Origin of the sequence: Escherichia sp. WS1450 (assembly GCF_046487395.1) — a bacterium.
Taxonomy (GTDB): domain Bacteria; phylum Pseudomonadota; class Gammaproteobacteria; order Enterobacterales; family Enterobacteriaceae; genus Escherichia; species Escherichia coli.
In genome coordinates this window covers 72,555-96,015 of the sequence record NZ_JBJQJO010000001.1, presented here as the reverse complement: position 1 = coordinate 96,015, position 23,461 = coordinate 72,555, and the positions used below count along the sequence as shown (strand labels likewise).

The following is a 23,461-nucleotide window of genomic DNA, read 5'->3' as shown; positions in this document are numbered from 1 at the left end:
GGTAAGTAACAATGAAAAAAATTGCTATTGTGGGTGCCGGGCCTACGGGGATCTACACCTTATTCTCGCTTCTACAGCAACAAACTCCACTTTCTATTTCTATCTTCGAGCAGGCTGATGAAGCCGGTGTCGGGATGCCATACAGTGATGAGGAAAACTCAAAACTGATGCTGGCAAATATTGCCAGTATTGAAATACCGCCGATTTATTGTTCGTATCTCGAATGGCTACAAAAGCAAGAAGCCAGCCATCTCCAGCGTTATGGCGTTAAAAAAGAAACCTTGCACGATCGTCAGTTTTTACCGCGAATTCTGCTGGGCGAATATTTCCGCGATCAATTTTTACGATTAGTAGATCAGGCACGACAGCAAAAATTTGCAGTGGCTGTTTATGAATCATGCCAGGTTACCGATCTGCAAATTACAAATGCTGGCGTCATGCTCGCTACAAATCAGGATTTACCCAGCGAGACGTTTGATTTAGCGGTGATTGCCACGGGTCACGTCTGGCCTGATGAAGAAGAAGCAACCAGAACGTACTTTCCCAGCCCGTGGTCAGGCCTGATGGAAGCAAAGGTCGATGCGTGTAACGTGGGTATTATGGGAACATCCTTGAGCGGACTGGATGCGGCAATGGCAGTGGCTATTCAGCATGGTTCGTTCATTGAAGATGATAAACAACACGTCATTTTTCACCGCGATAACGCAAGTGAAAAGCTAAATATTACGTTAATGTCGCGCACGGGTATTTTACCCGAAGCCGATTTCTATTGCCCTATTCCCTACGAGCCCTTACACATCGTCACTGATCAGGCATTAAATGCTGAGATTCAAAAAGGCGAATATGGCCTTTTGGATCGGGTATTTAGATTGATAGTAGAGGAAGTCAAGTTTGCTGATCCAGGCTGGAGCCAACGCATAGCCTTAGAGAGCCTGAATGTCGATTCCTTTGCTCAAGCCTGGTTTGCCGAGCGCAAACAACGCGACCCATTTGACTGGGCAGAAAAAAATCTCCAGGAAGTCGAACGCAATAAACGAGAAAAACATACTGTTCCCTGGCGTTATGTCATTCTGCGCCTGCATGAAGCAGTACAGGAAATTGTTCCACATCTGAATGAACACGACCATAAACGGTTCAGTAAAGGCCTTGCCCGAGTTTTCATAGATAATTATGCGGCAATCCCTTCAGAGTCTATTCTTCGGCTGCTGGCCTTACGTGAAGCGGGAATCATTCATATACTCGCCCTCGGTGAAGACTACGAAATGGAAATTAATGAGTCGCGCACCGTCCTGAAAACGGAAGACAATAGCTACTCGTTTGACGTTTTTATTGATGCCCGTGGGCAGCGTCCGCTTAAAGTGAAAGATATTCCTTTCCCTAGACTACGCGAACAATTACAGAAAACAGGGGATGAAATCCCTGATGTTGGCGAAGATTATACGTTACAGCAACCCGAAGATATTCGTGGGCGCGTAGCGTTCGGCGCGTTGCCCTGGTTAATGCACGACCAGCCATTCGTACAGGGACTTACGGCATGTGCAGAAATTGGTGAGGCGATGGCTCGGGCTGTCGTAAAACCTGCCTCCCGTGCACGTAGGCGTCTTTCGTTTGATTAAAGGTAAAGCTATCAGCACTCAACAAACTGATGCTGTTCATTAAGACGATAGCGGACTCCGGCTCGAATATTGTTTTCACCTTCAATGGCGACGGCGAAGCGAACTCTTTCGCCGTCATGATATGCCAGTGCGGCGCTTCCTCCTGGCCCGAGAATAATTGAGTCGACCACGCCCGTGCTCACTACCGTTGAATTTTCACCGCTGGCAATGATGTGTACATTGTCGCCGCTGTTGGCAATTCTGGCGTTTGCGCCAAAGCTGGCGATTTGCACCAGGTCACCATTACTGGCGACATGACACCGTTCACCCAATGTACAAACGCGTACTCGCATTCCGGTATTCGCAATCCGACTACTATCTCCAGCGCTGCTTATCCGCGAAGAATTACCGGTTACAGCAACCCGTGCGCGTTCACCGGAGCTGCCAATGTGACTGTTAAAGCCGACACTTCCAATCCGCACGCTATAACCCATACTGGCAATTTGCGCGGCATACCCAGCGGTTGCGATTCTGGCATTATCCTCACAACAGCCGATGCGAGCATGATCGTCGCTGCGGGCAAACTGACTGCAAAATGCTCTCTCTCCGGGATCTGTGGCCAGTTTTTGCATAGAAGAAACTTCCTGATGCGCGAAGTTTTCATCCGCCAGCCATTTTTTCCACGCATACTCAACCAGACTCTCCGCCCAGTCCGTATATCCTTCCTCAATCAGTGCATGATGAATATCGGCATAACTACCGCCGCGTGGGAAATGGCGCAGGAACCAGCGATACATCACCGCTCCGATACGCCATTCTCGCAGGTCTGCTCGTGTAATGATCATTCGTTAGTGCCGGTGATAGCCATCGACCATGCTTTTAAAGGTTTCGTGTGGCGTACGCCCCGTGGTGCAAAGATAAAGATGACCGAAGATAAAAAAGAGGCTTATAAATGCCAGAGCAAAATGCGCCTGCAATAACCAGTATCTTACGCCAGGAAACACATCTCCCACGGCTTGCGGATAGAGACACAGCAGCCCCGTCAATAGTAACAACGGCAGCAATCCATACATGACACCAATATAGGCAACCTGCTGTAAGGGATTAAATTTAGACTGGGTTGTTGCCGGGAAAGGATGTTCTTCCCCCTGCATAATGCCAAACAAATAAAATCGCGTTTGTTTTGCCGCTCGCTCCAGCCAACCCTGACGACGAATGCGATAGTGGTGACCATTACCCCCAACGGCATTGATCAGAACAAAGCCGAGCCAGCATGCCAGTAACAAAAATCCGCAAACTTCATGCAACGCAACCAGACTTTTAACCGCAGTTGCGCCCACCAGCGCAAAGTGATTTATCAGCCCACTTGCCAGCAACAATACAAAGAGTAACGCATTCGACCAGTGCCATAATCTGACCGCTTTGCTGTAAAGATAAATCTTCTCACCATGATCGGTGGCTGATTTCTTCACGCCACGAGCACGAAGCAAGGCATGCAGCCCCAGCACCAACCACATCCCAACCAGCAATAGTCCGGCAATGATCAACCACACCGGCCAAAATTCGGGAGTGAATTGTGGCACATAGTTCGCCAACTGGCTCTGAAACTGTTCAGCATGTTGCGACGGGTTCATACATTTTCCTTTTTAATCAAATGTTGACCGAATCGGCGATACAGATGCGGTTTCCCGGCACCAGGTAGCTGATATTGATAATATTTATTTTCTTGCAACCACGCTTGAATTTCTGGGCTATCTTCGCGACCAAAGATCAATGCGTGTTCCGGACAGGCGCTGACGCAAATGGGCGGAAAGCCTTTTGCCAGTCGGGACTCAGCGCAGAAATCACATTTATCTGCCACTTTAGTGACAGGGTTAAGGTAGCGAACCTGGTAAGGACAAGCGCCAATGCAATAACTGCAGCCGATGCACTGCGATTTTTCTACCCGCACGATCCCCTGCTCATCACGCCACGACGCCCCTGTCGGGCATACGTCGATGCAAGGAGCATCTTCACAGTGCTGGCATGACTGGCGAAAATAGTGATACTGCGTTTCGTTGTCGTTATCGGTGACTGGAATGTGTGCTATCGATAAACGGCTTCCCTGAGCGGGGACGTGGTTAGTTTTACGGCATGCGCGGGCACAAATATTACAGCCATTGCACCGTGACTCGTCATGAATCATGGCATACCGAACTTCCTTTTCTTGCCTCGTGTTCGCTAACAGAGAAGACGCAGAACCAGTAAAAAAGATTACTGTTCCCATCCCCAGAACAAATTTGCGTCGAGTGAAGGACATCTGATTATCCCCTAATGCAGTGGCTGCTACTGTCCACCCTATCCATGACATCTCCCTGATATTTCAGGGGTTCTGAAACTGCTCTACCTCGAACCATTCGCATAAGCCATACGCCTTGCCATAGGTCATAAATCGCTCGCTAAACAAGTACAACACCGCCGTCGATGACTCCACCTGCCGTATATCAGCATATTCAGGTGCAATATCCATCGCGGCGATCGCGGCTTCGATCTGCGCTTCCTGGAAGTAATATGGCGCTTGCATCAGCATGGCGACTTTGTAAGGACGAGGATACGTCTGGCACTCAAAACGAACGGCGTGTGCAATGGCGCGACAAATGTCCTGCTCCACAACTTGCAAAGACATCGCCGCGTAGTTTTCACTCATGGCCTGAGTTGAGTAATAGTAATCATCCTGGCTTCCCGTCAAACAAGCGATATCCGCGTGGTCTCCGTTCTGCTTAATGCTTTCCAGCAAAACTGACAGTTCCTCTTCTGCAACCGAATAGGATGGCGAGAGAAACACGGCGCGCGCCACCAGCTGCCCAGCCGCAGAATGCTGACGAATGAACTCTGCCAGGATTTCAGCAGGTTCTGGTTCGGTTACCGTATCAACGGGGTGACGCATCCCCTGCAACCATTGCCGCTTCGCCTCGTCAATTTCGCTGACTTCCGCTAACGGCAATTCATCCTGATGGTTCATCTCACCCATTCCTTACGCAGGCAGTAGATTGTGTGCTGCCAGATCGGCGGCAATATCTTCCAGCCCCAGACGCTGCAATGTTTCACGGGTCGGACAACCAAGCTGTGGGTCCCAGCCCATTTCTTTGTAGAACATCGTGAGCGAAGCATGCATATCGTCACGGTCCATTTTGTCCGTACCTTCAGTAAAGACCGGGATCTGAGGATCCTTGTCGAATACCCAGGAACAGATAAGATCGTGTTCATTACGCATATCTTTGGTTTGCATCAGTTTTACCGTGTAGGCACGATGCAACGTAAAGATACGCTCTGCAGCTAAATCTAATTTTTCCTGAGTCATCTCTTCGCCAGTGATCGCTTTGAAGAATTTGGCTTCAAGCGCCAGATCGCCCCGGTAATTACGGCTTTTCAGCGGCGAAACGGTCATTGGCCAGACCCAGTTGCACAGGGTGACGGCGTTATGCAAACAGACCCGCAACAGCGACCACTTAGCATATTTAATTTTTGCGTCATTGATTGGCGTGTAGTTTTTGGTTTCATCGTAAGCATCTTCAGAACCAAAAAGTTCTTTCGCCACTTCACGTTGCAGTTTCAATGGCAAGCCGGAACCAATAAAGTTGATATGGGTATGCGTCATGCAGTCACGGTTGAACATACAGTTAACAATGGAGCCGACCTGCGCTGACGCTTCATTGGCGTGGTGAACTGGATAGCCAAACGGCGACCAGAGTTTATTTTTCGCGTAGCCCCAATACTCTTCACCCAAATTCCAGCGTTCTGCGATGGCATATGAACCATCAGCCAGGTGACTCAGCTCACCCACGCGATGCGCCAGACGGTAGTAAAAATCTTTAATGAAGTTAACGTCACCCGCTTCCAGTTGATCCCAGCGAATTTCCGCATACTCTTCAGCAGGCAGAACACGCTTGAACACCCCTTTGCTGTAACAATAGGTAAAGTCGCGATGTAGCTGACCGTAGTTACACCATAGCCCGTAGTCATCGAACAGATTCAGACCAACCAGGTTACCAATCAAACGACCATCGTCTTTATCTTCAAAATCTTTCGGACCGTTCGGGAAGATGGTGGTATGGACAAAGTTGGCTACACAAGTGTTACCACCTGTGCTGGGCACGCCAAACTCTTTCACCCGAGGAATATTCATTTGGGTCATACAACGGATCGGGCAAGAGTGGCAGCCGCTCATTTTTACTGTGTATTTCTCTGCCGCCGGACCTAAGTCAAAAACGGATTTATAGGTACGAAAGCCGACAGTGTTCTGATTGCCTGGCGGAATTTCCCCCGTTTCAATCGGACCACCTTCAGCCGCGCCCCAAAACAGCCCTTTACGTGCTGTCCAACGTGACTTGGGATCTGAATACTCTGCCCACGATTGCGGCGTACTTGGCACGACATGGTTGTTATTCGCACCGATAAGTTCAGTCATCATGTAATCGTTGAGACGCTTCATCTCCTGACGATCGGCAATGTTGACCCCTTTCGTCCCTTCAACCGCAATCGCTTTCAGGTTTTTCGAACCCATTATTGCGCCAGTTCCCGCACCACCGCTGTGGTTACGGCTATTCAACATGCCAGAGAGAGGAACAAGGTTTTCCCCAGCCTGACCAATAGCCGCCACACAGGTTTCAGGGCTGGTCAATCGACAAATCTCTTCCGTCGTTGCGCGCGTACCTTTTCCCCATAAGAAATCGGCTTTTTCCAGGCTAACTTTGTCATCTTTAATATTCAGCCATACCGGTGATTTCGCTTTCCCTTCGATAATAATGACGTCGTATCCGGCGAATTTCATTTGCGCTGCAAAAAAGCCCCCCATATGGGCATCGACGACTAAATTTCCTTTGGTAAAAGTAGAAAGTGAGGTGATATTTACGCGAGAACTGCAGGGGGCACCAGATCCAGTTAATGGGCCGGTAGCAAAGACTAATTTATTCGCTTCATCGAAAGGTTTCGTGCCTGGCGGTACTTCGTCATACATAATTTTGTAGCCGAAGCCCATACCACCGACAAAACTTTTAAACTTACTGGAATCTTCGAGGGTAATATTTCCTGTCGTAAGATTGACTCTTAATATATTACCTGTCCAACCGTTAGCCATGATTTTTTCCTTTGCAAGATTCACACAGTAATATCTTTCCACTCGATAATTTTTAACGCCCCTGTTGGGCAGGCGTTTGCGCATTCACCGCATAACACACATTTCGAGGATTTTTTACTTTCGGTATTTACGGTGGCCATCATCCACGGGCATGCCGTAGTACAGGCGCTACAGCCAATACAACGTTTATGATCGACGGTAATACAGCCTTCTTTCTGCTGCCAGGTAATCGCACCAATCGGGCAGACGTTCATGCATTGCGGCTCTTTGCATTGACGGCAGGTGTCCGCGGTATAGTTGAGATCGCCATACAGGCCGCCGCCAGAGCCAACCCCGTTGTCGCCAAAGAAATAATTGCGATGGATTTTGATACGGGAGAAGAATGTCCCTACTGAACCATCGTTGAAGTTGGTACAAGAGATTTCACAGCGGTGGCAACCCGTGCATCGAGCACGTTGGGTCACCAGCACCCCTTTGGGTGTATTTATCAACCCTACTGTGCCGCTATCAATATCTTCCTGTTTGCAACCCAAAAGTGACAGTAACGCAGGGGCAATTGTTAAACCAGCGAGGCCTTTTCCTGATATACGCAAGAATTCTAATCGCGTTAAGCCAATATCTAATAGTGGACGATCAACCGGGTTCATTTATTTCGCATCCTCTTCGCAAACACAGTGCTGACAATTCAGCAGACTGATATTAAGCATTCAACTAATACGCTGCTGACTCTGTCCCCAACACCAGATATTTTCCCTAACCCGATAGTGTATGAGAAAAGATTTAACGCTGATAAACTAATCCTTTATGGTTAGGAGAAAAAAATAATGTGATTATTCTGTGCTCTTAACATTGATCGTTATCAATTAAAATCACAAAGCAAGAAATTATAAGTGAACTGATATTTATTATCATTTGAAATAAATTTAACTTAAACGACAATTATTTGTGACGTTCATTGCAGAAAATAAAAATAACATTATCGTTATAAATTAAAATACATACCGAAATTCGTATAATTTCAGCAGTTGTTATTTAGAATGATTAACTGGACCACAACTAAACTAACAATATCAGGATGAAGCTTACCGCCTCATCCTGAATGGTCATTTTACCAGTGCGTTAATGACGGTTTCCATCGCCTGCTTTTCCAGCTCACTGCGCTGAATGCGTTTATTGGCTAATGCTGTACGTAACACGCCTGCGATAACAATATGCTTTGGTTCCTGCCCCAGATCGCGCATTTCCAACACAACTTTACCGACAACTCTGCACATTTCTCGGTACAGTTCATCCTCTTTTGTCCGATTTCCCATTCTTTATACCTATTTATCATGCCAACTATCAGCATATATCAATCTAACCAATTAGACAAAAATCAAACAAAATCAGACAAATAACGCGATAAATTATTTTAACTGTAGCAATTGAGCGATGATGTATTTATACACCGGATGAACTTTCACTTATCTTCACAGTGACAACCCCGGCACCAGACGTTGCGCAAACAGCGAAGTTTTTGCGTAACCTTTTCCCTGGAACGTTAAATCTTTGATAACAATTTATTGTCTAACAAGTTGTATATTTTTTGAAACGCTGTTTTTGTTTTCCTTTTGGATTAATTTCAGCGTATAATGCGCGCCAATTGACTCTTGAATGGTTTCAGCACTTTGGACTGTAGAACTCAACGACTCAAAAACAGGCACTCACGTTGGGCTGAGACACAAGCACACATTCCTCTGCACGCTTTTTCGATGTCACCTATCCTTAGAGCGAGGCACCACCACTTTCGTAATACCGGATTCGCTTTCCGGCAGTGCGCCCAGAAAGCAAGTTTCTCCCATCCTTCTCAACTTAAAGACTAAGACTGTCATGAAAAAGACCAAAATTGTTTGCACCATCGGACCGAAAACCGAATCTGAAGAGATGTTAGCTAAAATGCTGGACGCTGGCATGAACGTTATGCGTCTGAACTTCTCTCATGGTGACTATGCAGAACACGGTCAGCGCATTCAGAATCTGCGCAACGTGATGAGCAAAACTGGAAAAACCGCCGCTATCCTGCTTGATACCAAAGGTCCGGAAATCCGCACCATGAAACTGGAAGGCGGTAACGACGTTTCTCTGAAAGCGGGTCAGACCTTTACTTTCACTACTGATAAATCTGTTATCGGCAACAGCGAAATGGTTGCGGTAACGTATGAAGGTTTCACAACTGACCTGTCTGTTGGCAACACCGTACTGGTTGACGATGGTCTGATCGGTATGGAAGTTACTGCCATTGAAGGTAACAAAGTTATCTGTAAAGTGCTGAACAACGGCGACCTGGGTGAAAACAAAGGTGTGAACCTGCCTGGCGTTTCCATTGCCCTGCCAGCACTGGCTGAAAAAGACAAACAGGACCTGATCTTTGGTTGCGAACAAGGCGTAGACTTTGTCGCTGCTTCCTTTATTCGTAAGCGTTCTGACGTTATCGAAATCCGTGAGCACCTGAAAGCGCACGGCGGCGAAAACATCCACATCATCTCGAAAATCGAAAACCAGGAAGGCCTCAACAACTTCGACGAAATCCTCGAAGCCTCTGACGGCATCATGGTTGCGCGTGGCGACCTGGGTGTAGAAATCCCGGTAGAAGAAGTTATCTTCGCCCAGAAGATGATGATCGAAAAATGTATCCGTGCACGTAAAGTCGTTATCACTGCGACCCAGATGCTGGATTCCATGATCAAAAACCCACGCCCGACTCGCGCAGAAGCCGGTGACGTTGCAAACGCCATCCTCGACGGTACTGACGCAGTGATGCTGTCTGGTGAATCCGCAAAAGGTAAATACCCGCTGGAAGCGGTTTCTATCATGGCGACCATCTGCGAACGTACCGACCGCGTGATGAACAGCCGTCTCGAGTTCAACAATGACAACCGTAAACTGCGCATTACCGAAGCGGTATGCCGTGGTGCCGTTGAAACTGCTGAAAAACTGGATGCTCCGCTGATCGTGGTTGCTACCCAGGGCGGTAAATCTGCTCGCGCAGTACGTAAATACTTCCCGGATGCCACCATCCTGGCACTGACCACCAACGAAAAAACGGCTCATCAGTTGGTACTGAGCAAAGGCGTTGTGCCGCAGCTGGTTAAAGAGATCACTTCTACTGATGATTTCTACCGTCTGGGTAAAGAACTGGCTCTGCAGAGCGGTCTGGCACACAAAGGTGACGTCGTAGTTATGGTTTCTGGTGCACTGGTACCGAGCGGCACTACTAACACCGCATCTGTTCACGTCCTGTAATATTGCTTTTGTGAATTAATTTGTATATCGAAGCGCCCTTATGGGCGCTTTTTTTATTTAATCGATAACCAGAAGCAATAAAAAATCAAATCGGATTTCACTATATAATCTCACTTTATCTAAGATGAATCCGATGGAAGCATCCTGTTTTCTCTCAATTTTTTTATCTAAAACCCAGCGTTCGATGCTTCTTTGAGCGAACGATCAAAAATAAGTGCCTTCCCATCAAAAAAATATTCTCAACATAAAAAACTTTGTGTAATACTTGTAACGCTACATGGAGATTAACTCAATCTAGAGGGTATTAATAATGAAAGCTACTAAACTGGTACTGGGCGCGGTAATCCTGGGTTCTACTCTGCTGGCAGGTTGCTCCAGCAACGCTAAAATCGATCAGCTGTCTTCTGACGTTCAGACTCTGAACGCTAAAGTTGACCAGCTGAGCAACGACGTGAACGCAATGCGTTCCGACGTTCAGGCTGCTAAAGATGACGCAGCTCGTGCTAACCAGCGTCTGGACAACATGGCTACTAAATACCGCAAGTAATAGTACCTGTGAAGTGAAAAATGGCGCACATTGTGCGCCATTTTTTTTGCCTGCCATTTACCGCTACTGCGTCGCGCGTAACATATTCCCTTGCTCTGGTTCACCATTCTGCGCTGACTCTACTGAAGGCGCATTGCTGGCTGCGGGAGTTGCTCCACTGCTCACCGCAACCGGATACCCTGCCCGACGATACAACGCTTTATCGACTAATTTCTGATCTACACCCTTATTGTCTTTAAATTGCGTAAAGCCTGCTGGCAGTGTGTATGGCATTGTCTGAACGTTCTGCTGTTCTTCTGCCGATAGTGGTCGATGTACTTCAACATAACGCGTCCCGTTCGGTTCCACGGAATATTTCACCGGTTCGTTGATCACTTTCACCGGCGTTCCCGTCCGCACGCTGGAGAATAAGGCTTTAATATCCGGCGCATTCATGCGAATACAGCCCGAACTGACGCGCAAACCGACGCTGTCCGGCGCACTGGTGCCATGAATGAGGTATTCGCCATTACCATGCGCGAGGCGCAGTGCGTAACGTCCTAGTGGGTTATTTGGCCCGGCAGGAACGACTGGCGGTAATTTAATGCCACGCTCCAGCGAACGCTGACGAATGCCCGCCGTAGGCGTCCAGGTTGGGTTAGGGATTTTCTGCCCCACACGCGTTTCCATCACTGGCGTTTCCAGCCCCTGCAAACCAATACCTATCGGATAGACCTGCACGATATTTTCTCCCGGCGGATAATAATAAAGGCGCAGCTCTGCCAGGTTAACGATAATCCCCTGACGCGGCGCATCAGGTAATAACAGTTGCGAAGGAATAGTTATCGTCGTACCAGGTTTTGGCACCGGGGCGATAGTGTTATTGGCTTCAAGGATCAACATTGCCGCAGTATCAAAACGACGGGCAATAGCCTGAAGGTTTTTATCCCCTTCTTGCACCGTATACGTTTGATTTTGCCCAACCAGTCGGCTTCCGGTTGGAGGTAGCGGATAATCAACCGCCCAGGCAGCCTGGATGGCGCTAAAAGCGCCGATAAGCGTGAGTGTAAGCAAAGACGCGCGTTTCATTGTAAACCTCCTGTATTTGCCGGAGACTCACGCTGAAACGTCGGATGGTACTTATGTTCAGCTGAAACCAAAACACTCCTGTGCAGGTCAGTGTAAACATTGACCATCCGGCAATGTGAGCCAACCGGATGAAAGCTGTCCCTTTAGTTTAGCTAAGTGCAGCGGCTTTGGCGCGAATTGCGCGAATCATCGCTTCCAGACCTTGTGAACGAGATGGGGTGAGATGTTGGGTCAGCGCCATTTTTTCAAACCACGGACGCACATCGAAATTGACAATATCCTGCGGCGTCATCTGATCGTAGAGAATAAAGACGACCGCAATAAGCCCTTTCACAATCGCCGCATCGCTGTCACCCTGCAATTCAATAATTCCCTGCGCATTCTGGCGCATGACAATCCACACCTGACTCTGGCAGCCCTGAATGCTATTTTGTGGGCTTCGGTCTTCGTCGCGTAATTCTGGCAGACGCTGGCCCAGCTCAATAATGTAGAGATATTTCTCTTCCCAGTTGGCGCAGCGTAAAAAATTACGCAGCAATTTTTCTTTATCCGGCAATAAAGCCATAGTGCCTCCCTGTTATCCCAGCAAACGGTGAATACGTTGCAGGCCGGTCACCAGACGATCCACTTCTTCATGGGTGTTATACATGGCCAGCGACGCCCGACACATAGCAGGAACGTTGTAATAGGCCATCAATGGCATTGCGCAGTGATGTCCGGTACGCACAGCAATGCCGTAGTTATCGAGAAAACTGCCAACATCATAGGCGTGGTGTTTACCGAGATTAAAAGCAATAACGCCAAGCCTGTTCTGCGGGCCATAGAGAGTGAGATCCGGTACAGATTCCAGCTGTGATAGCGCGTAGTGCATCAGATTCTGTTCATACTCGGCTATGTTATTAAGCCCCAGCGCCGAAACATACTCCAGCGCCGCGCCAAGACCAATGATGCCCCCGGTATTGGGTGTACCGGCTTCAAACCGCCACGGTGCTTTGGTCCAGGTAGTGCCTTCACTCAGGCTGACGGTGGCGATCATAGAACCGCCCCCTTCCCACGGCGGCATCTCCTGTAGCAAGGCTTCTTTGACATAAAGAATGCCAATCCCAGTAGGGCCATACAGTTTATGCCCGGAGAACACGTAAAAATCGCAATCCAGCGCCTGAACGTCCACCGGATGATGCATCACCGCCTGAGCGCCATCCACCAGTACTTTTGCGCCATGCTGGTGCGCAAGCGTGATCATCTCCACCAGCGGATTTTCTGTCCCAAGCACGTTGGAGACATGGGTAATTGCCAGCAGACGAGTTTTCTCATCAAACAGCGTAGGCAGCGTCTCCAGTTGCAGCGTACCGTCGGGGTTGAGCGGGATCACACGCAGCTCTGCGCCAACGCGTGCACAAAGCATCTGCCAGGGGACAATGTTAGCGTGGTGCTCCATCTGACTGATGATGATGTTATCGCCCGCCCGCACATTGCTGTTGCCCCAGCTATTGGTGACCAGATTGATCCCTTCCGTCGTGCCGCGGACGAACACCAGCTCTTCCGCCGAACGGGCATTAATAAACAGCGATGCCCGCTTGCGCACGTTCTCCATTTTCTCGGTCGCCTGGGCGCTTAAGGTATGAATACCGCGATGCACCGCCGCGTAGCCGTGACGATAAAACTCAGCCTCGGCGTCAATCACCTGGCTTGGTTTCTGCGCACTGGCGGCACTGTCGAGATAAGCCAGCGGCAAACCGTTTACCTCACGAGAAAGCACCGGAAAGTCGGCCCGCACTTTGTCGACGGAAAAAGTCATCTTGCACCTCCTGGCAGTCGTTGACCGATTCGGGCCAGCACCTGCTGTTTAAGCCCCTCATCACGCAGTGCTTCCGTCAGTTCAGCAGCAAAGGCGTAGATGATCATCTGCTGGGCATCCTGCTGATTGATCCCGCGCGAGCGCAGATAAAACATCTGTTCGTCATCAATACGCCCCACCGTCGCGCCGTGGCTGCATTTCACATCATCTGCATAGATTTCCAGCTGCGGTTTCGTATCCACTTCCGCCAGTTTGCCCATCAGCAGATTATTGTTGGTCATCTGACCATCCGTTTTGATGGCGTGCTGCGCGACGTTGATCAAACCGTTAAATACCGCGCGGCCTTTGTCGCTGACGATAGTTTTATGCAACTGTCGACTGTTACAAAAACCTTTATTGTGTTCCAGCCAGGTACGGGTATCACACACCTCGTTTTTCACCGGCATCGCCAGGCTATTGATCCGCAGCGTGCTGTTTTCGCCATTGAGTTGCGTACTGGTGTTGTGTCGTAACACTGCGCCACCCAGCAGGAAACTGTGGCTAAATGCGGTGGCATCGTCAGCCAGCAACAAATCGTTATGGGCAAAGTGGTGACTGACCGGGTTTTCAAACGCCAGCTTGATATGCTGCAAGTGGGCGTTCGCTGCGACGTTGATAGTGAACCGTGCGCCGGTGAAGTGACGAGCATCATTAAGGCTGACAAAATGTTCGATCACCGTTGCTTCGGCACCTTCCGCCAGATCCAGATGATGTCGGTAATGGGCAGTGTTGACCTCTTCACCTGCCACGCCCTGGGTGATATGCATTAACAGCAATGGCTTTACCGGCCGTTGACCGCGCTTCACGGCGATATGCGTCACGCTATGCGCCAGGCTTTCCGTCAAATGCAGAAACACTTCCGCCTGAATAGCGTCGGGTAACCCCTGGCGGTCATCGTTAATGCTCACTTCATATCCGCTGCCTTCAGTTGCATCGCTCAGTGCTGACACGTAACGTCCATCGACAAATACCAGCCGCACAGCGTCTAACGTTAACGCTAAGGCATCTCGCTGCTGTGGGGATATCTCTCCCGCAATGCAGACAAACTGGCTATTGGTCAGCCCTTCCAGCGGCGTATATTTCCAGTTTTCATGTTTCCGTGTCGGCAGTCCGGTACGCAGCAATTGTTGTAAATGCTGCTGTGCTTGCGGGGAGCGTTTTGCACCCTCGGCTTCAAACAAGTGATGCCACTGTTGCAGCGCGTTACTGCTGTTCGGTAAGCCAGCCATAACCCTGCTCCTCCAGTTGTTTGACCAACGTGAAATCGCCGGATTTCACAATTCGTCCCTGATACAGCACATGGACGTAATCAGGCTTGATGTAGTCGAGAATGCGTTGGTAGTGCGTAACAATGATGAATGAACGCTTGCCGTCACGCAGCGAGTTCACGCCATCGGCAACCACTTTTAATGCGTCAATATCCAGCCCGGAGTCCGACTCATCAAGAATACATAACTCCGGTTCCAGCACCGCCATTTGCAAAATATCGTTGCGCTTTTTCTCGCCGCCGGAAAAACCAACGTTTACCGAACGGGTTAATAAATCTTCCGGCATCTTCAGGAGAGCGATTTTCTCTTCCATCAAATCCTGAAAATCAAAGCGGTCGAGCGTTTCCTGGCCGCGATAGCTGCGCACCGCATTAAGTGCCGTTTGCAGGAAAAACTGGTTACTGACGCCGGGAATTTCCACCGGATACTGGAAGGCCATAAAGATGCCTTCACCTGCACGATCTTCCGGCGACAGCGCAAGCAAATCTTTGCCTTTGAACTCAACCGCGCCGCCCGTCACTTCATAATCTTCTCGCCCGGCAAGCGTTGCCGATAAGGTACTTTTGCCCGAACCGTTTGGCCCCATAATGGCGTGAACTTCGCCGGGACGAACGTCGAGGCTTAATCCACGCAGGATAGCTTTATCTTCCACGCTGACGTGTAAATCTTTAATACTTAACATGTTTATTCCTTATCCGACGCTGTGTTCAAGACTGATGGCGAGGAGTTTTTGTGCTTCAACGGCAAATTCCAGCGGCAGTTCTGAGAACACGTCTTTGCAGAAACCGTTAACAATCATCGAGATGGCATCTTCTTCGCTGATCCCGCGTTGCAGGCAGTAAAACAGTTGATCTTCACCAATACGTGATGTTGTTGCCTCGTGCTCCAGTTGTGCGCTGTTATTGCGACATTCGACATACGGGAAGGTATGCGCCCCACAATTAGCGCCAATCAGCATTGAGTCGCACTGAGTGAAATTGCGCGCATTGGTTGCCGTCGGCATGATTTTCACTAAGCCGCGATAACTGTTCTGACTATGTCCGGCAGAGATCCCTTTCGAGATAATGGTCGATTTAGTGTTTTTACCGATGTGGATCATCTTGGTGCCGGTATCCGCTTGCTGATGACCGCTGGTCAGCGCCACTGAGTAAAACTCACCAATGGAGTTATCGCCGCGCAAAATACAGCTGGGATATTTCCACGTAATCGCTGACCCGGTTTCTGATTGCGTCCATGACATTTTGCTGTTTTCGCCTTCGCACAAAGCACGCTTGGTGACGAAGTTGAGAATACCGCCGGTGTTGTTATCGCCAGGGAACCAGTTTTGTACCGTGGAATATTTCACCTCGGCGTTTTTATGGATGATGACTTCCACCACCGCCGCGTGTAACTGATAGCTGTCACGCACCGGAGCGGAACAGCCTTCAATGTAGCTGACGTAGCTGTCTTCGTCGGCCACCAGAATGGTGCGCTCAAACTGCCCGGTTTTTTCCGCGTTAATGCGAAAATAGGTGGAAAGTTCCATCGGGCAGCGCACGCCTTTAGGCACATAAATAAACGTACCGTCAGAGGCTACCGCCGCATTAAGTGCGGCAAAGAAGTTGTCATTCCCCGGCACCACGGTGCCGAGATATTTACGCACCAGTTCCGGGTGATCGTGGATCGCCTCGCCAAAGGAACAGAAAATAATTCCCTGCTCCGCCAGTTTTTCGCGATAAGTGGTGGCAACCGAAACAGAGTCGAAAATGGCGTCCACCGCCACCTCTTTGCCTTCCCGCACGGGAACGCCCAACTGCTCAAACGCCGCCTCCACCTCTTTACTTAAAAAGGCGTTCGCGCCAGTTTGCTGCACCGCGCCGGGTTCAGACGCGCAGTTGTCGTCACAATTACCGCACGATGGTGCTGAGTAGTAGCTGTAATCCTGATAATTCAGCTTGTCGTAGTGCGCTTTCAACCAGTGCGGTTCTTCCATCTCCAGCCATGCGCGATAGGCGTTGAGACGAAACTCCAGCATCCACTCCGGCTCATTACGCTTCGCCGAAATTGCGCGCACCACCTCTTCGTTTATCCCCTTTGCCAGCTCATCGGTGGCTAACTGGGTGAAGAATCCTTCTTTATAATTCAGCGGGCCGCCGGTCCAGGTTTTGACATCGTCAGTTGCTTCAGTATTACGAGACATAGTACCGCCTATACCCCAAAGCTTTCGCCACAGCCACATTCATTCTGGGCTTTAGGGTTGTGAAATTTGAATATCTGATTAAGTCCTTCACGAACGAAATCGACTTCCGTGCCATCAATAAACGGCATCGCTTGCAGCGGGACAAACAGCTTCGCACCGTCGTGTTCAAACAGCAGATCGTCTTTGTCCGGCTCGCTAACACTGTCGAGCACATAGCCAAAGCCCGCGCAGCCCGTTTGCTTCACGCCTAAGCGCACGCCGACCATACCCGGCTGCTTTGCCACCAGCTCGCGTATGTGGACAGCGGCTGCGGGTGTCAGCGTTAAGCCCTGCCAGGCGAAATCCTGTGGATTAAAGGTTCCTGAATGCATGTCCATCGATTTACCTCACTTCATCGCTTTCAGCGTATAACAGCATGTTAGTGATAATGATTATCAGTTCAACCCAGCAAACGCAGGGGCTTTACCGTAAAACATGCTTTTTTCTTGCTTTTAATAAGCATAGACCCTGATGTGTGGGTTAACAGGCACGCTAAGAATTAGGTATCTCATTGTTAGATAATGATTATTATCTAAGCAGCATTAAGGCTGTGATGAAAAAGAAAAAGTTGTATTGAAAATGACTATTTAAGAGATAGGTAAAAAAGTGCAGCGTTCAGAAATAAGAAAACCCTTAAGTCTGTGCGACACAGGCTTAAGGGTTTCTACCCCATCCGGCGCTTATCTCCGGCACTCTCAGTGGCTTAGCTCTTGAAGGGGCGATAAGAATAATCTCATAAAGCTAAGCCGTCGTTTTAACACAAACTGCGATTAGTATTATTTTTGAACAATATCAGGCGGTTAGATAAGCAGTATTAAGAAGGTTATCGAACCTGGACGGAGGTTAATCCAGGTCGATTTGGCGAAATTGCAGCATTAAGTCAGGATCAATGCACGCCCAGACGCCAGGCAAAGTAGATTTCTTCTTTTAATTCAGCAGAAGAGAGAGTAAGCAGGTCAGCAAATTCAAGTTCTAGTTGTTTCAGACGTTTGAGATATTGGGCAGGTGAAAGATTGCTCTGGTCACGGCGTAAAAATTCAATGGCCAGCTGGGTGGGATCAAGTTGAGTAGACATAGCATCCTCGCTTTTAGACAAGACCTGCACAGTATACCACCGTTTACTGTGCAGATAATGACCAAAAGCAATATGCGTCACACTTTTCTGGTGACAACGTCACAAAATGGCGGTCGTTAATCGTGACGAACAGCACAAACGCCCTTTCTCATCGAAGATTTCAATCTGCCAGACCTGGTGACGCGAACCGAGATGCAACGGTTTGCATACGCCGCGCACCCGCCCTTCTCGTGCCGAGCGGACGTGGTTAGCATTGATTTCCAGACCAACCACCTTTTGCTCACCTTCGGTACATAAATAACCGGCAACGGAACCGATACTTTCGGCCAGTACCACGGATGCCCCTCCATGCAGCAACCCGAAAGGCTGCTTTGTCCGCGAGTCTACTGGCATTGTCGCTTCAAGGGTGTCATCACCAATATGTTCAAAGCGAATATCCAGCAACCCCACCATGTTTCCTTCACCCATGGCATTCAGTGCTTCCAGGGTGATTTTTCGTTTCCATATCATTTAATAATCTCCAGTAAAGCCTGCACAGGATGGCGTACCCCCGTGCCTTCGACCCGTTTTACCTGGCTACGGCAGGAATATCCGGTCGCCAGACAGCGATTACGCGGCAGTCGCTGCATCGCCTGATGCCAGGATAACTCATAGATCCCGAGCGAATTTTTATGGTTTTTCGCTTCATGTCCGTAAGTCCCTGCCATGCCGCAGCAACCCACGCTGACATTTTCCAGTTTCGCGCCAAAACGGGCAAATATCGCGGCCCATTGTGCTGGCGCGCCCGGCAAAGCGGTAACTTCGGTACAGTGACCAAAGAAATACCATGATTCACCGCTGACTGTAGCCACTGGCTGTGAGTCAAGTGCGCTTGCCAGCCATTCATTCGCCAGTAAGACGTTAAACTCGCCACGTTCCTCGCCCAGCGCCAGTTTATATTCATCGCGATAACAAAGTACCAGCGCCGGATCGACGCCCACCATTGGCATCCCCAGCTTCGCCATACGGTTGAGGAAATCCGCCGTCTTTTTCGCCGTCTTCGCAAAACGATTAAGAAAGCCTTTGATATGCTGGGCTTTGCCATTTGGCGAAAATGGCAGTAACACAGGCTGGAAACCTAATTTTTCGACCAGACGGACAAAATCCGCCACCACTTGCGCATCGTAATAGCTGGTAAAGGGGTCCTGCACCACCAACACCGTGCGCGCTTTCTGCTCTGCATTGAGAGCTTCAAGCTGTTCCAGCGTCATATTCGCCGAGCGATGCCCCACCATTTGTTGTTGCAGCGAGGGGACCGACAGCAGCGGCAAATCAACCATGCCAATATGTTTTTCCGAGAGTTTGCGCACCAGCGGCTGGTTAATGAAGAAGTTAAAGGTTTTCGGCGCGCGTGCCATCAGCGGTGCGTAGCTCTCGACCGTAGCGACAAGGTGGTCGCGCAGAGGGCGTAAATAACGGGTGTGATAGAGCTGCAGAAAACGAGAGCGAAACTCCGGCACATCAATTTTGATGGGGCACTGGGTCGAACAAGCTTTACAGGCCAGACAGCCCGACATCGCCTCTTTGACTTCGTGGGAGAAGTCATATTCGCCTTTATTCGCATGCCAGCTATTGCGCGTGCGGGCAATTAACGTCCGCAAACTGACGCCGGATTCAGGCAGTTCTTGTTCCAGTTTGAGTGGGTCAACGCCGCGATCCGCCAACAAGCGCAGCCATTCACGCACCAGCGTTGCGCGCCCTTTCGGTGAATGAATCCGGTTCTGGGTGATCTTCATCGACGGACACATCGGACTACGGACATCAAAGTTGAAGCATAAACCGTTGCCGTTACACTCCATCGCACCGCGCCACTGCTGGCGTACCGCAATGGGGATCTGCCGATCGAATGTACCGCGCTTCACCGCGTCCACTTTCATCATCGGCGCATCGAGACCTTCTGGCGGGCAAATCTTCCCAGGGTTGAGTCGGTTATGCGGGTCAAATGCCGCTTTCACTTTGCGCAGTTCTGCAAAAAGTTCCTCACCGAAAAACGCCGGGCTGTATTCAGCGCGAAAACCTTTGCCGTGCTCGCCCCACAACAAGCCACCGTATTTCGCAGTCAGCGCCACCACGTCATCAGAGATTTGCTTCATCAAAATCTCTTGTTGTGGATCGCACATATCCAGTGCCGGACGGACGTGCAAGACACCTGCGTCGACGTGACCGAACATACCGTAGCTTAAGCCGTGGCTGTCGAGCAGCGCGCGAAATTCAGCAATATAATCTGCCAGATGTTCCGGCGGTACGCAGGTATCCTCAGCAAACGGAATTGGCTTGGCTGCTCCTTTGGCATTACCGAGCAGGCCGACAGCTTTTTTGCGCATCGCATAAATACGCTCAACACCTGCCAGCTCACTGCATACCTGCCAGCCGATCACACCTGCTTGCTGACTGGCGATAAGTTCATCCAGCCGCGCACAGAGTGCATTTACTCGCTCATCAATCAGCGTCTCATCATCACCAGCAAATTCCACAATGTTCAGCCCGAGCATTTCTTTGTCAGGCACATCGGTAATCAACTCGCTGACGGAATGCCAGACAATATCTTCCCGCGCCAGATTCAGCACTTTTGAGTCCACCGTCTCTACCGAAAGCGCCCGCGCCTCAACCATAAACGGCGCGTTACGCAGCGCGGAGTCAAAAGAGTCATATTTGACGTTCACCAGACGGCGCACTTTAGGCAAGGGCGTAATATCCAGCCGCGCTTCGGTAATAAAGGCCAGCGTCCCTTCTGAACCCGTCAGAATGCGCGTCAGGTCGAACTCGGTCATCTCATCGTTAAAGACATGACGCAGATCGTAACCGGTAAGAAAGCGGTTAAGTTTGGGGAAGTTGTCGATGATTAACTGGCGTTGCTGACGGCAACGTTGATAAACCGTGTTATAAATTCGCCCGATTGCGGTATTGGTTTTACCCAGCGTTTCTGCCAGTTCGACGGGTAAAGATTGCGTATCGAGAATATCGCCCCCCAACAACACCGCGCGTACGCCAAGTACGTGATCTGACGTTTTGCCATAGACCAGCGATCCCTGACCGGATGCATCGGTATTGATCATCCCGCCGAGCGTTGCCCGGTTGCTGGTCGAAAGCTCCGGCGCAAAAAAGTAGCCGAACGGTTTCAGGTACTGATTGAGTTGGTCTTTTATCACCCCGGCCTCAACGCGCACCCAGCCCTCTTCAGGGTTAATTTCGATGATGCGGTTCATATGGCGGGACATATCAACAATAATCCCCTGGTTGAGCGCCTGACCGTTAGTGCCGGTGCCGCCGCCGCGGGGGGTAAAGATCAGCGATGAATAGCGTTCCTGCGCGGCAAGACGGGCGATCAGCGCCACATCTGCGGTTGAACGCGGAAATACCACTGCATCGGGGAGAAGTTGGTAAATACTATTGTCGGTCGACATTGTCAGACGATCGGCATAACTTGTCGCCGTATCGCCGGTAAACCCCTGTTGCTCCAGCTCTTGCAAAAAATTAAGCACCAGTTGAACGACGCCGGGTGCCTGGGAAATCTGTGGAATCATTATATTGACCCTTTCCTGCGGTCTGTGATGTAGGTCGATACACTATTCTTTCAGGCGGCTGCAATAGCGCACTGAAAGGTGATGTTTATTTACTCTATGGATTTCGAGTTGCAGGAAGGCGGCAAGCGAGTGAACTCCAGGAGCTTACAATAGTAAGTGACTGGGGTGAACGAACGTAGCCGCAGCACATGCAACTTGAAATACGACGAGTAAATCGTTTGCGTGTTGCCTGAGTTGTTGTACCACATTTTTTTCTAACACGCCCATCAGAATTAAGGGCAGAATCGGCCTGTTAAAAACCGCTGAAATTGCTCATCATTATGCAGGTGAGTTTCGCGTGTTCACGTCGCGTCGACGATTTGACGCACAAAAAAGGTGAAAAGTTGTTATGGTAAATGTTCGTCAGCCCAGGGATGTCGCACAAATTCTGCTTTCGGTGCTCTTTTTAGCCATCATGATTGTGGCATGTCTGTGGATTGTACAACCCTTTATTCTCGGCTTTGCATGGGCTGGTACGGTGGTTATCGCCACCTGGCCGGTATTGTTACGTTTGCAAAAGATCATGTTTGGTCGCCGCTCTCTCGCCGTTCTGGTGATGACGCTGTTATTAGTGATGGTGTTTATCATCCCTATTGCCTTGCTGGTTAACAGTATCGTCGACGGCAGCGGCCCGCTAATTAAAGCCATTTCCAGCGGTGACATGACGTTACCCGATCTGGCGTGGCTTAATACCATTCCGGTGATTGGCGCGAAGCTATATGCAGGCTGGCACAACTTGCTGGATATGGGGGGGACGGCGATCATGGCGAAAGTCCGCCCTTATATTGGCACCACCACCACCTGGTTCGTTGGGCAAGCGGCGCATATCGGGCGCTTTATGGTGCATTGTGCGCTGATGCTTCTCTTCAGTGCCCTGCTGTACTGGCGCGGTGAACAGGTGGCACAAGGCATTCGCCATTTTGCAACCCGTCTGGCAGGCGTTCGTGGAGATGCCGCCGTGCTGCTGGCGGCACAAGCTATCCGCGCGGTGGCGCTGGGTGTTGTGGTGACAGCGTTAGTACAGGCAGTGCTTGGCGGTATCGGGCTCGCCGTATCCGGCGTACCTTATGCAACTTTGCTCACGGTGTTAATGATCCTCTCCTGCCTTGTCCAGCTTGGACCGTTGCCGGTACTGATTCCGGCGATTATCTGGCTCTACTGGACTGGCGATACCACCTGGGGAACGGTACTGTTAGTTTGGAGCGGTGTGGTTGGCACGCTGGATAACGTCATCCGCCCAATGTTAATTCGCATGGGTGCCGATTTACCGCTGATCCTGATTCTCTCTGGCGTTATTGGTGGTTTGATTGCTTTCGGGATGATCGGCCTGTTTATTGGTCCGGTTCTGTTAGCCGTTTCCTGGCGTCTTTTTGCCGCGTGGGTGGAAGAAGTCCCACCGCCGACGGACCAACCGGAAGAAATTCTCGAAGAACTTGGCGAAATCGAGAAATCGAATAAGTAATTTCTCATCAGGCGGCTCTGCCGCCTGATTGTTAACCCCTGCTAATTGATATTTGCTTGCTCTTCCCCATATTTTCCTGCTTACCGCCATTCAGCTGGTAGTACCTGTCGCAAATTCTTTACAGTTTTTAAACTAATGAGACGAATCTGATCGACGCAAAAAGTCCGTATGCCTACTATTAGCTCACGGTTATAAATCAACATATTGATTTATAAGCATGGAAATCCCCTGAGTGAAACAACGAATTGCTGTGTGTAGTCTTTGCCCATCTCCCACGATGGGCTTTTTTTTAACATTTTTCCGCTTCGCTACCTCGCCCCTCACGCTTTCCAATAATGTTGCACAAGATACTGTGACTCTCTTCAAGCCGTCAGCAGGCTGATAATGTTAT

Annotated in this window: 22 protein-coding genes and 1 other RNA gene; 6 read left to right on the top strand and 17 right to left on the bottom strand. The window is 49.8% G+C overall.

The window, feature by feature from the left end:
* The first annotated feature begins 11 nt into the window (after nt 1-11).
* On the top strand, nt 12-1,616 hold the full coding sequence (locus ACJHYR_RS00485) for an FAD-NAD(P)-binding protein (protein ID WP_072837385.1): 1,605 nt from the start codon (nt 12-14) through the stop codon (nt 1,614-1,616).
* 11 nt (nt 1,617-1,627) lie between these two features.
* Here ACJHYR_RS00485 and ydhT read toward each other — a convergent pair whose 3' ends face one another.
* The 7 genes from ydhT to fumD all read right to left on the bottom strand — a co-directional run bounded on the left by ydhT (nt 1,628) and on the right by fumD (nt 8,024).
* A complete protein-coding gene (gene ydhT / locus ACJHYR_RS00480; protein WP_000587573.1) occupies nt 1,628-2,440 on the bottom strand; it encodes a protein YdhT in 813 nt (270 codons plus the stop codon).
* A 3-nt stretch (nt 2,441-2,443) separates the two neighbouring features.
* Nucleotides 2,444-3,229, bottom strand: a complete 786-nt coding sequence (gene phsC / locus ACJHYR_RS00475; RefSeq protein ID WP_001069970.1) for a thiosulfate reductase cytochrome B subunit — start codon at nt 3,227-3,229, stop codon at nt 2,444-2,446.
* Complete coding sequence (locus ACJHYR_RS00470; protein ID WP_001316419.1) at nt 3,226-3,894, bottom strand: 4Fe-4S dicluster domain-containing protein; 669 nt, start codon at nt 3,892-3,894, stop codon at nt 3,226-3,228. The genes phsC and ACJHYR_RS00470 overlap by 4 nt, the downstream gene beginning before the upstream one ends.
* Nucleotides 3,895-3,957: 63 nt before the next feature.
* Nucleotides 3,958-4,596 carry a YdhW family putative oxidoreductase system protein gene (locus ACJHYR_RS00465; RefSeq protein WP_171965394.1) on the bottom strand — a complete coding sequence of 213 codons (639 nt, stop codon included), beginning with the start codon at nt 4,594-4,596 and terminating at the stop codon, nt 3,958-3,960.
* A gap of 12 nt (nt 4,597-4,608) precedes the next feature.
* Nucleotides 4,609-6,711, bottom strand: a complete 2,103-nt coding sequence (locus tag ACJHYR_RS00460) for an aldehyde ferredoxin oxidoreductase (RefSeq protein WP_042029004.1) — start codon at nt 6,709-6,711, stop codon at nt 4,609-4,611.
* 20 nt (nt 6,712-6,731) lie between these two features.
* Nucleotides 6,732-7,358 (bottom strand): ferredoxin-like protein, encoded by a 627-nt coding sequence (locus ACJHYR_RS00455; protein WP_001070230.1) that lies wholly within the window; start codon nt 7,356-7,358, stop codon nt 6,732-6,734.
* A gap of 456 nt (nt 7,359-7,814) precedes the next feature.
* Entirely contained in the window at nt 7,815-8,024 is a 210-nt protein-coding gene (gene fumD / locus ACJHYR_RS00450; protein WP_000528342.1) for a fumarate hydratase FumD, read from the bottom strand.
* A gap of 354 nt (nt 8,025-8,378) precedes the next feature.
* On the opposite strand from fumD, the gene ACJHYR_RS00445 reads away from it, so the two are divergent.
* The 3 genes from ACJHYR_RS00445 to lpp all read left to right on the top strand — a co-directional run bounded on the left by ACJHYR_RS00445 (nt 8,379) and on the right by lpp (nt 10,540).
* Entirely contained in the window at nt 8,379-8,573 is a 195-nt protein-coding gene (locus ACJHYR_RS00445) for a protein YnhH (protein WP_240806354.1), read from the top strand.
* 7 nt (nt 8,574-8,580) lie between these two features.
* On the top strand, nt 8,581-9,993 hold the full coding sequence (gene pykF, locus ACJHYR_RS00440) for a pyruvate kinase PykF (RefSeq protein WP_001295403.1): 1,413 nt from the start codon (nt 8,581-8,583) through the stop codon (nt 9,991-9,993).
* Nucleotides 9,994-10,303: 310 nt separating this feature from the next.
* Entirely contained in the window at nt 10,304-10,540 is a 237-nt protein-coding gene (gene lpp, locus ACJHYR_RS00435) for a murein lipoprotein Lpp (RefSeq protein ID WP_000648420.1), read from the top strand.
* A 63-nt stretch (nt 10,541-10,603) separates the two neighbouring features.
* On the opposite strand, the gene ldtE is transcribed toward lpp, so the two are convergent.
* The 10 genes from ldtE to ACJHYR_RS00385 form a co-directional block, all read right to left on the bottom strand.
* Complete coding sequence (gene ldtE, locus ACJHYR_RS00430; RefSeq protein WP_000817114.1) at nt 10,604-11,608, bottom strand: L,D-transpeptidase LdtE; 1,005 nt, start codon at nt 11,606-11,608, stop codon at nt 10,604-10,606.
* A 148-nt stretch (nt 11,609-11,756) separates the two neighbouring features.
* A complete protein-coding gene (gene sufE, locus ACJHYR_RS00425; protein WP_001196530.1) occupies nt 11,757-12,173 on the bottom strand; it encodes a cysteine desulfuration protein SufE in 417 nt (138 codons plus the stop codon).
* 12 nt (nt 12,174-12,185) lie between these two features.
* The gene (sufS, locus tag ACJHYR_RS00420) at nt 12,186-13,406 is read right to left on the bottom strand and encodes a cysteine desulfurase SufS (RefSeq protein ID WP_000144598.1); all 1,221 of its coding nucleotides are present in this window, start codon (nt 13,404-13,406) and stop codon (nt 12,186-12,188) included.
* Nucleotides 13,403-14,674 (bottom strand): Fe-S cluster assembly protein SufD, encoded by a 1,272-nt coding sequence (gene sufD, locus ACJHYR_RS00415; protein WP_000907973.1) that lies wholly within the window; start codon nt 14,672-14,674, stop codon nt 13,403-13,405. The genes sufS and sufD overlap by 4 nt, the downstream gene beginning before the upstream one ends.
* The gene (gene sufC, locus ACJHYR_RS00410) at nt 14,649-15,395 is read right to left on the bottom strand and encodes a Fe-S cluster assembly ATPase SufC (RefSeq protein ID WP_000948865.1); all 747 of its coding nucleotides are present in this window, start codon (nt 15,393-15,395) and stop codon (nt 14,649-14,651) included. The genes sufD and sufC overlap by 26 nt, the downstream gene beginning before the upstream one ends.
* 9 nt (nt 15,396-15,404) lie before the next feature.
* A complete protein-coding gene (gene sufB, locus ACJHYR_RS00405; protein WP_001308677.1) occupies nt 15,405-16,892 on the bottom strand; it encodes a Fe-S cluster assembly protein SufB in 1,488 nt (495 codons plus the stop codon).
* Between the two features lie 8 nt (nt 16,893-16,900).
* On the bottom strand, nt 16,901-17,269 hold the full coding sequence (gene sufA, locus ACJHYR_RS00400; protein WP_000367171.1) for a Fe-S cluster assembly scaffold SufA: 369 nt from the start codon (nt 17,267-17,269) through the stop codon (nt 16,901-16,903).
* Between the two features lie 548 nt (nt 17,270-17,817).
* Complete coding sequence (locus tag ACJHYR_RS00395; RefSeq protein WP_001296104.1) at nt 17,818-18,006, bottom strand: YdiH family protein; 189 nt, start codon at nt 18,004-18,006, stop codon at nt 17,818-17,820.
* 99 nt (nt 18,007-18,105) lie between these two features.
* Entirely contained in the window at nt 18,106-18,516 is a 411-nt protein-coding gene (gene menI, locus ACJHYR_RS00390) for a 1,4-dihydroxy-2-naphthoyl-CoA hydrolase (protein WP_000637986.1), read from the bottom strand.
* Nucleotides 18,513-21,569: an FAD-binding and (Fe-S)-binding domain-containing protein gene (locus ACJHYR_RS00385; protein WP_000613027.1), complete on the bottom strand. Its 3,057-nt coding sequence runs from the start codon at nt 21,567-21,569 to the stop codon at nt 18,513-18,515. The genes menI and ACJHYR_RS00385 overlap by 4 nt, the downstream gene beginning before the upstream one ends.
* A gap of 388 nt (nt 21,570-21,957) precedes the next feature.
* Here ACJHYR_RS00385 and ydiK point away from each other — a divergent pair, with 388 nt between their 5' ends.
* Together ydiK and rprA are read left to right on the top strand one after the other, a co-directional pair.
* Nucleotides 21,958-23,070: an AI-2E family transporter YdiK gene (ydiK, locus tag ACJHYR_RS00380; RefSeq protein WP_000248637.1), complete on the top strand. Its 1,113-nt coding sequence runs from the start codon at nt 21,958-21,960 to the stop codon at nt 23,068-23,070.
* Between the two features lie 185 nt (nt 23,071-23,255).
* An RNA gene (gene rprA / locus ACJHYR_RS00375) (antisense sRNA RprA) lies at nt 23,256-23,363 on the top strand.
* The last annotated feature ends 98 nt before the right edge of the window (nt 23,364-23,461 follow it).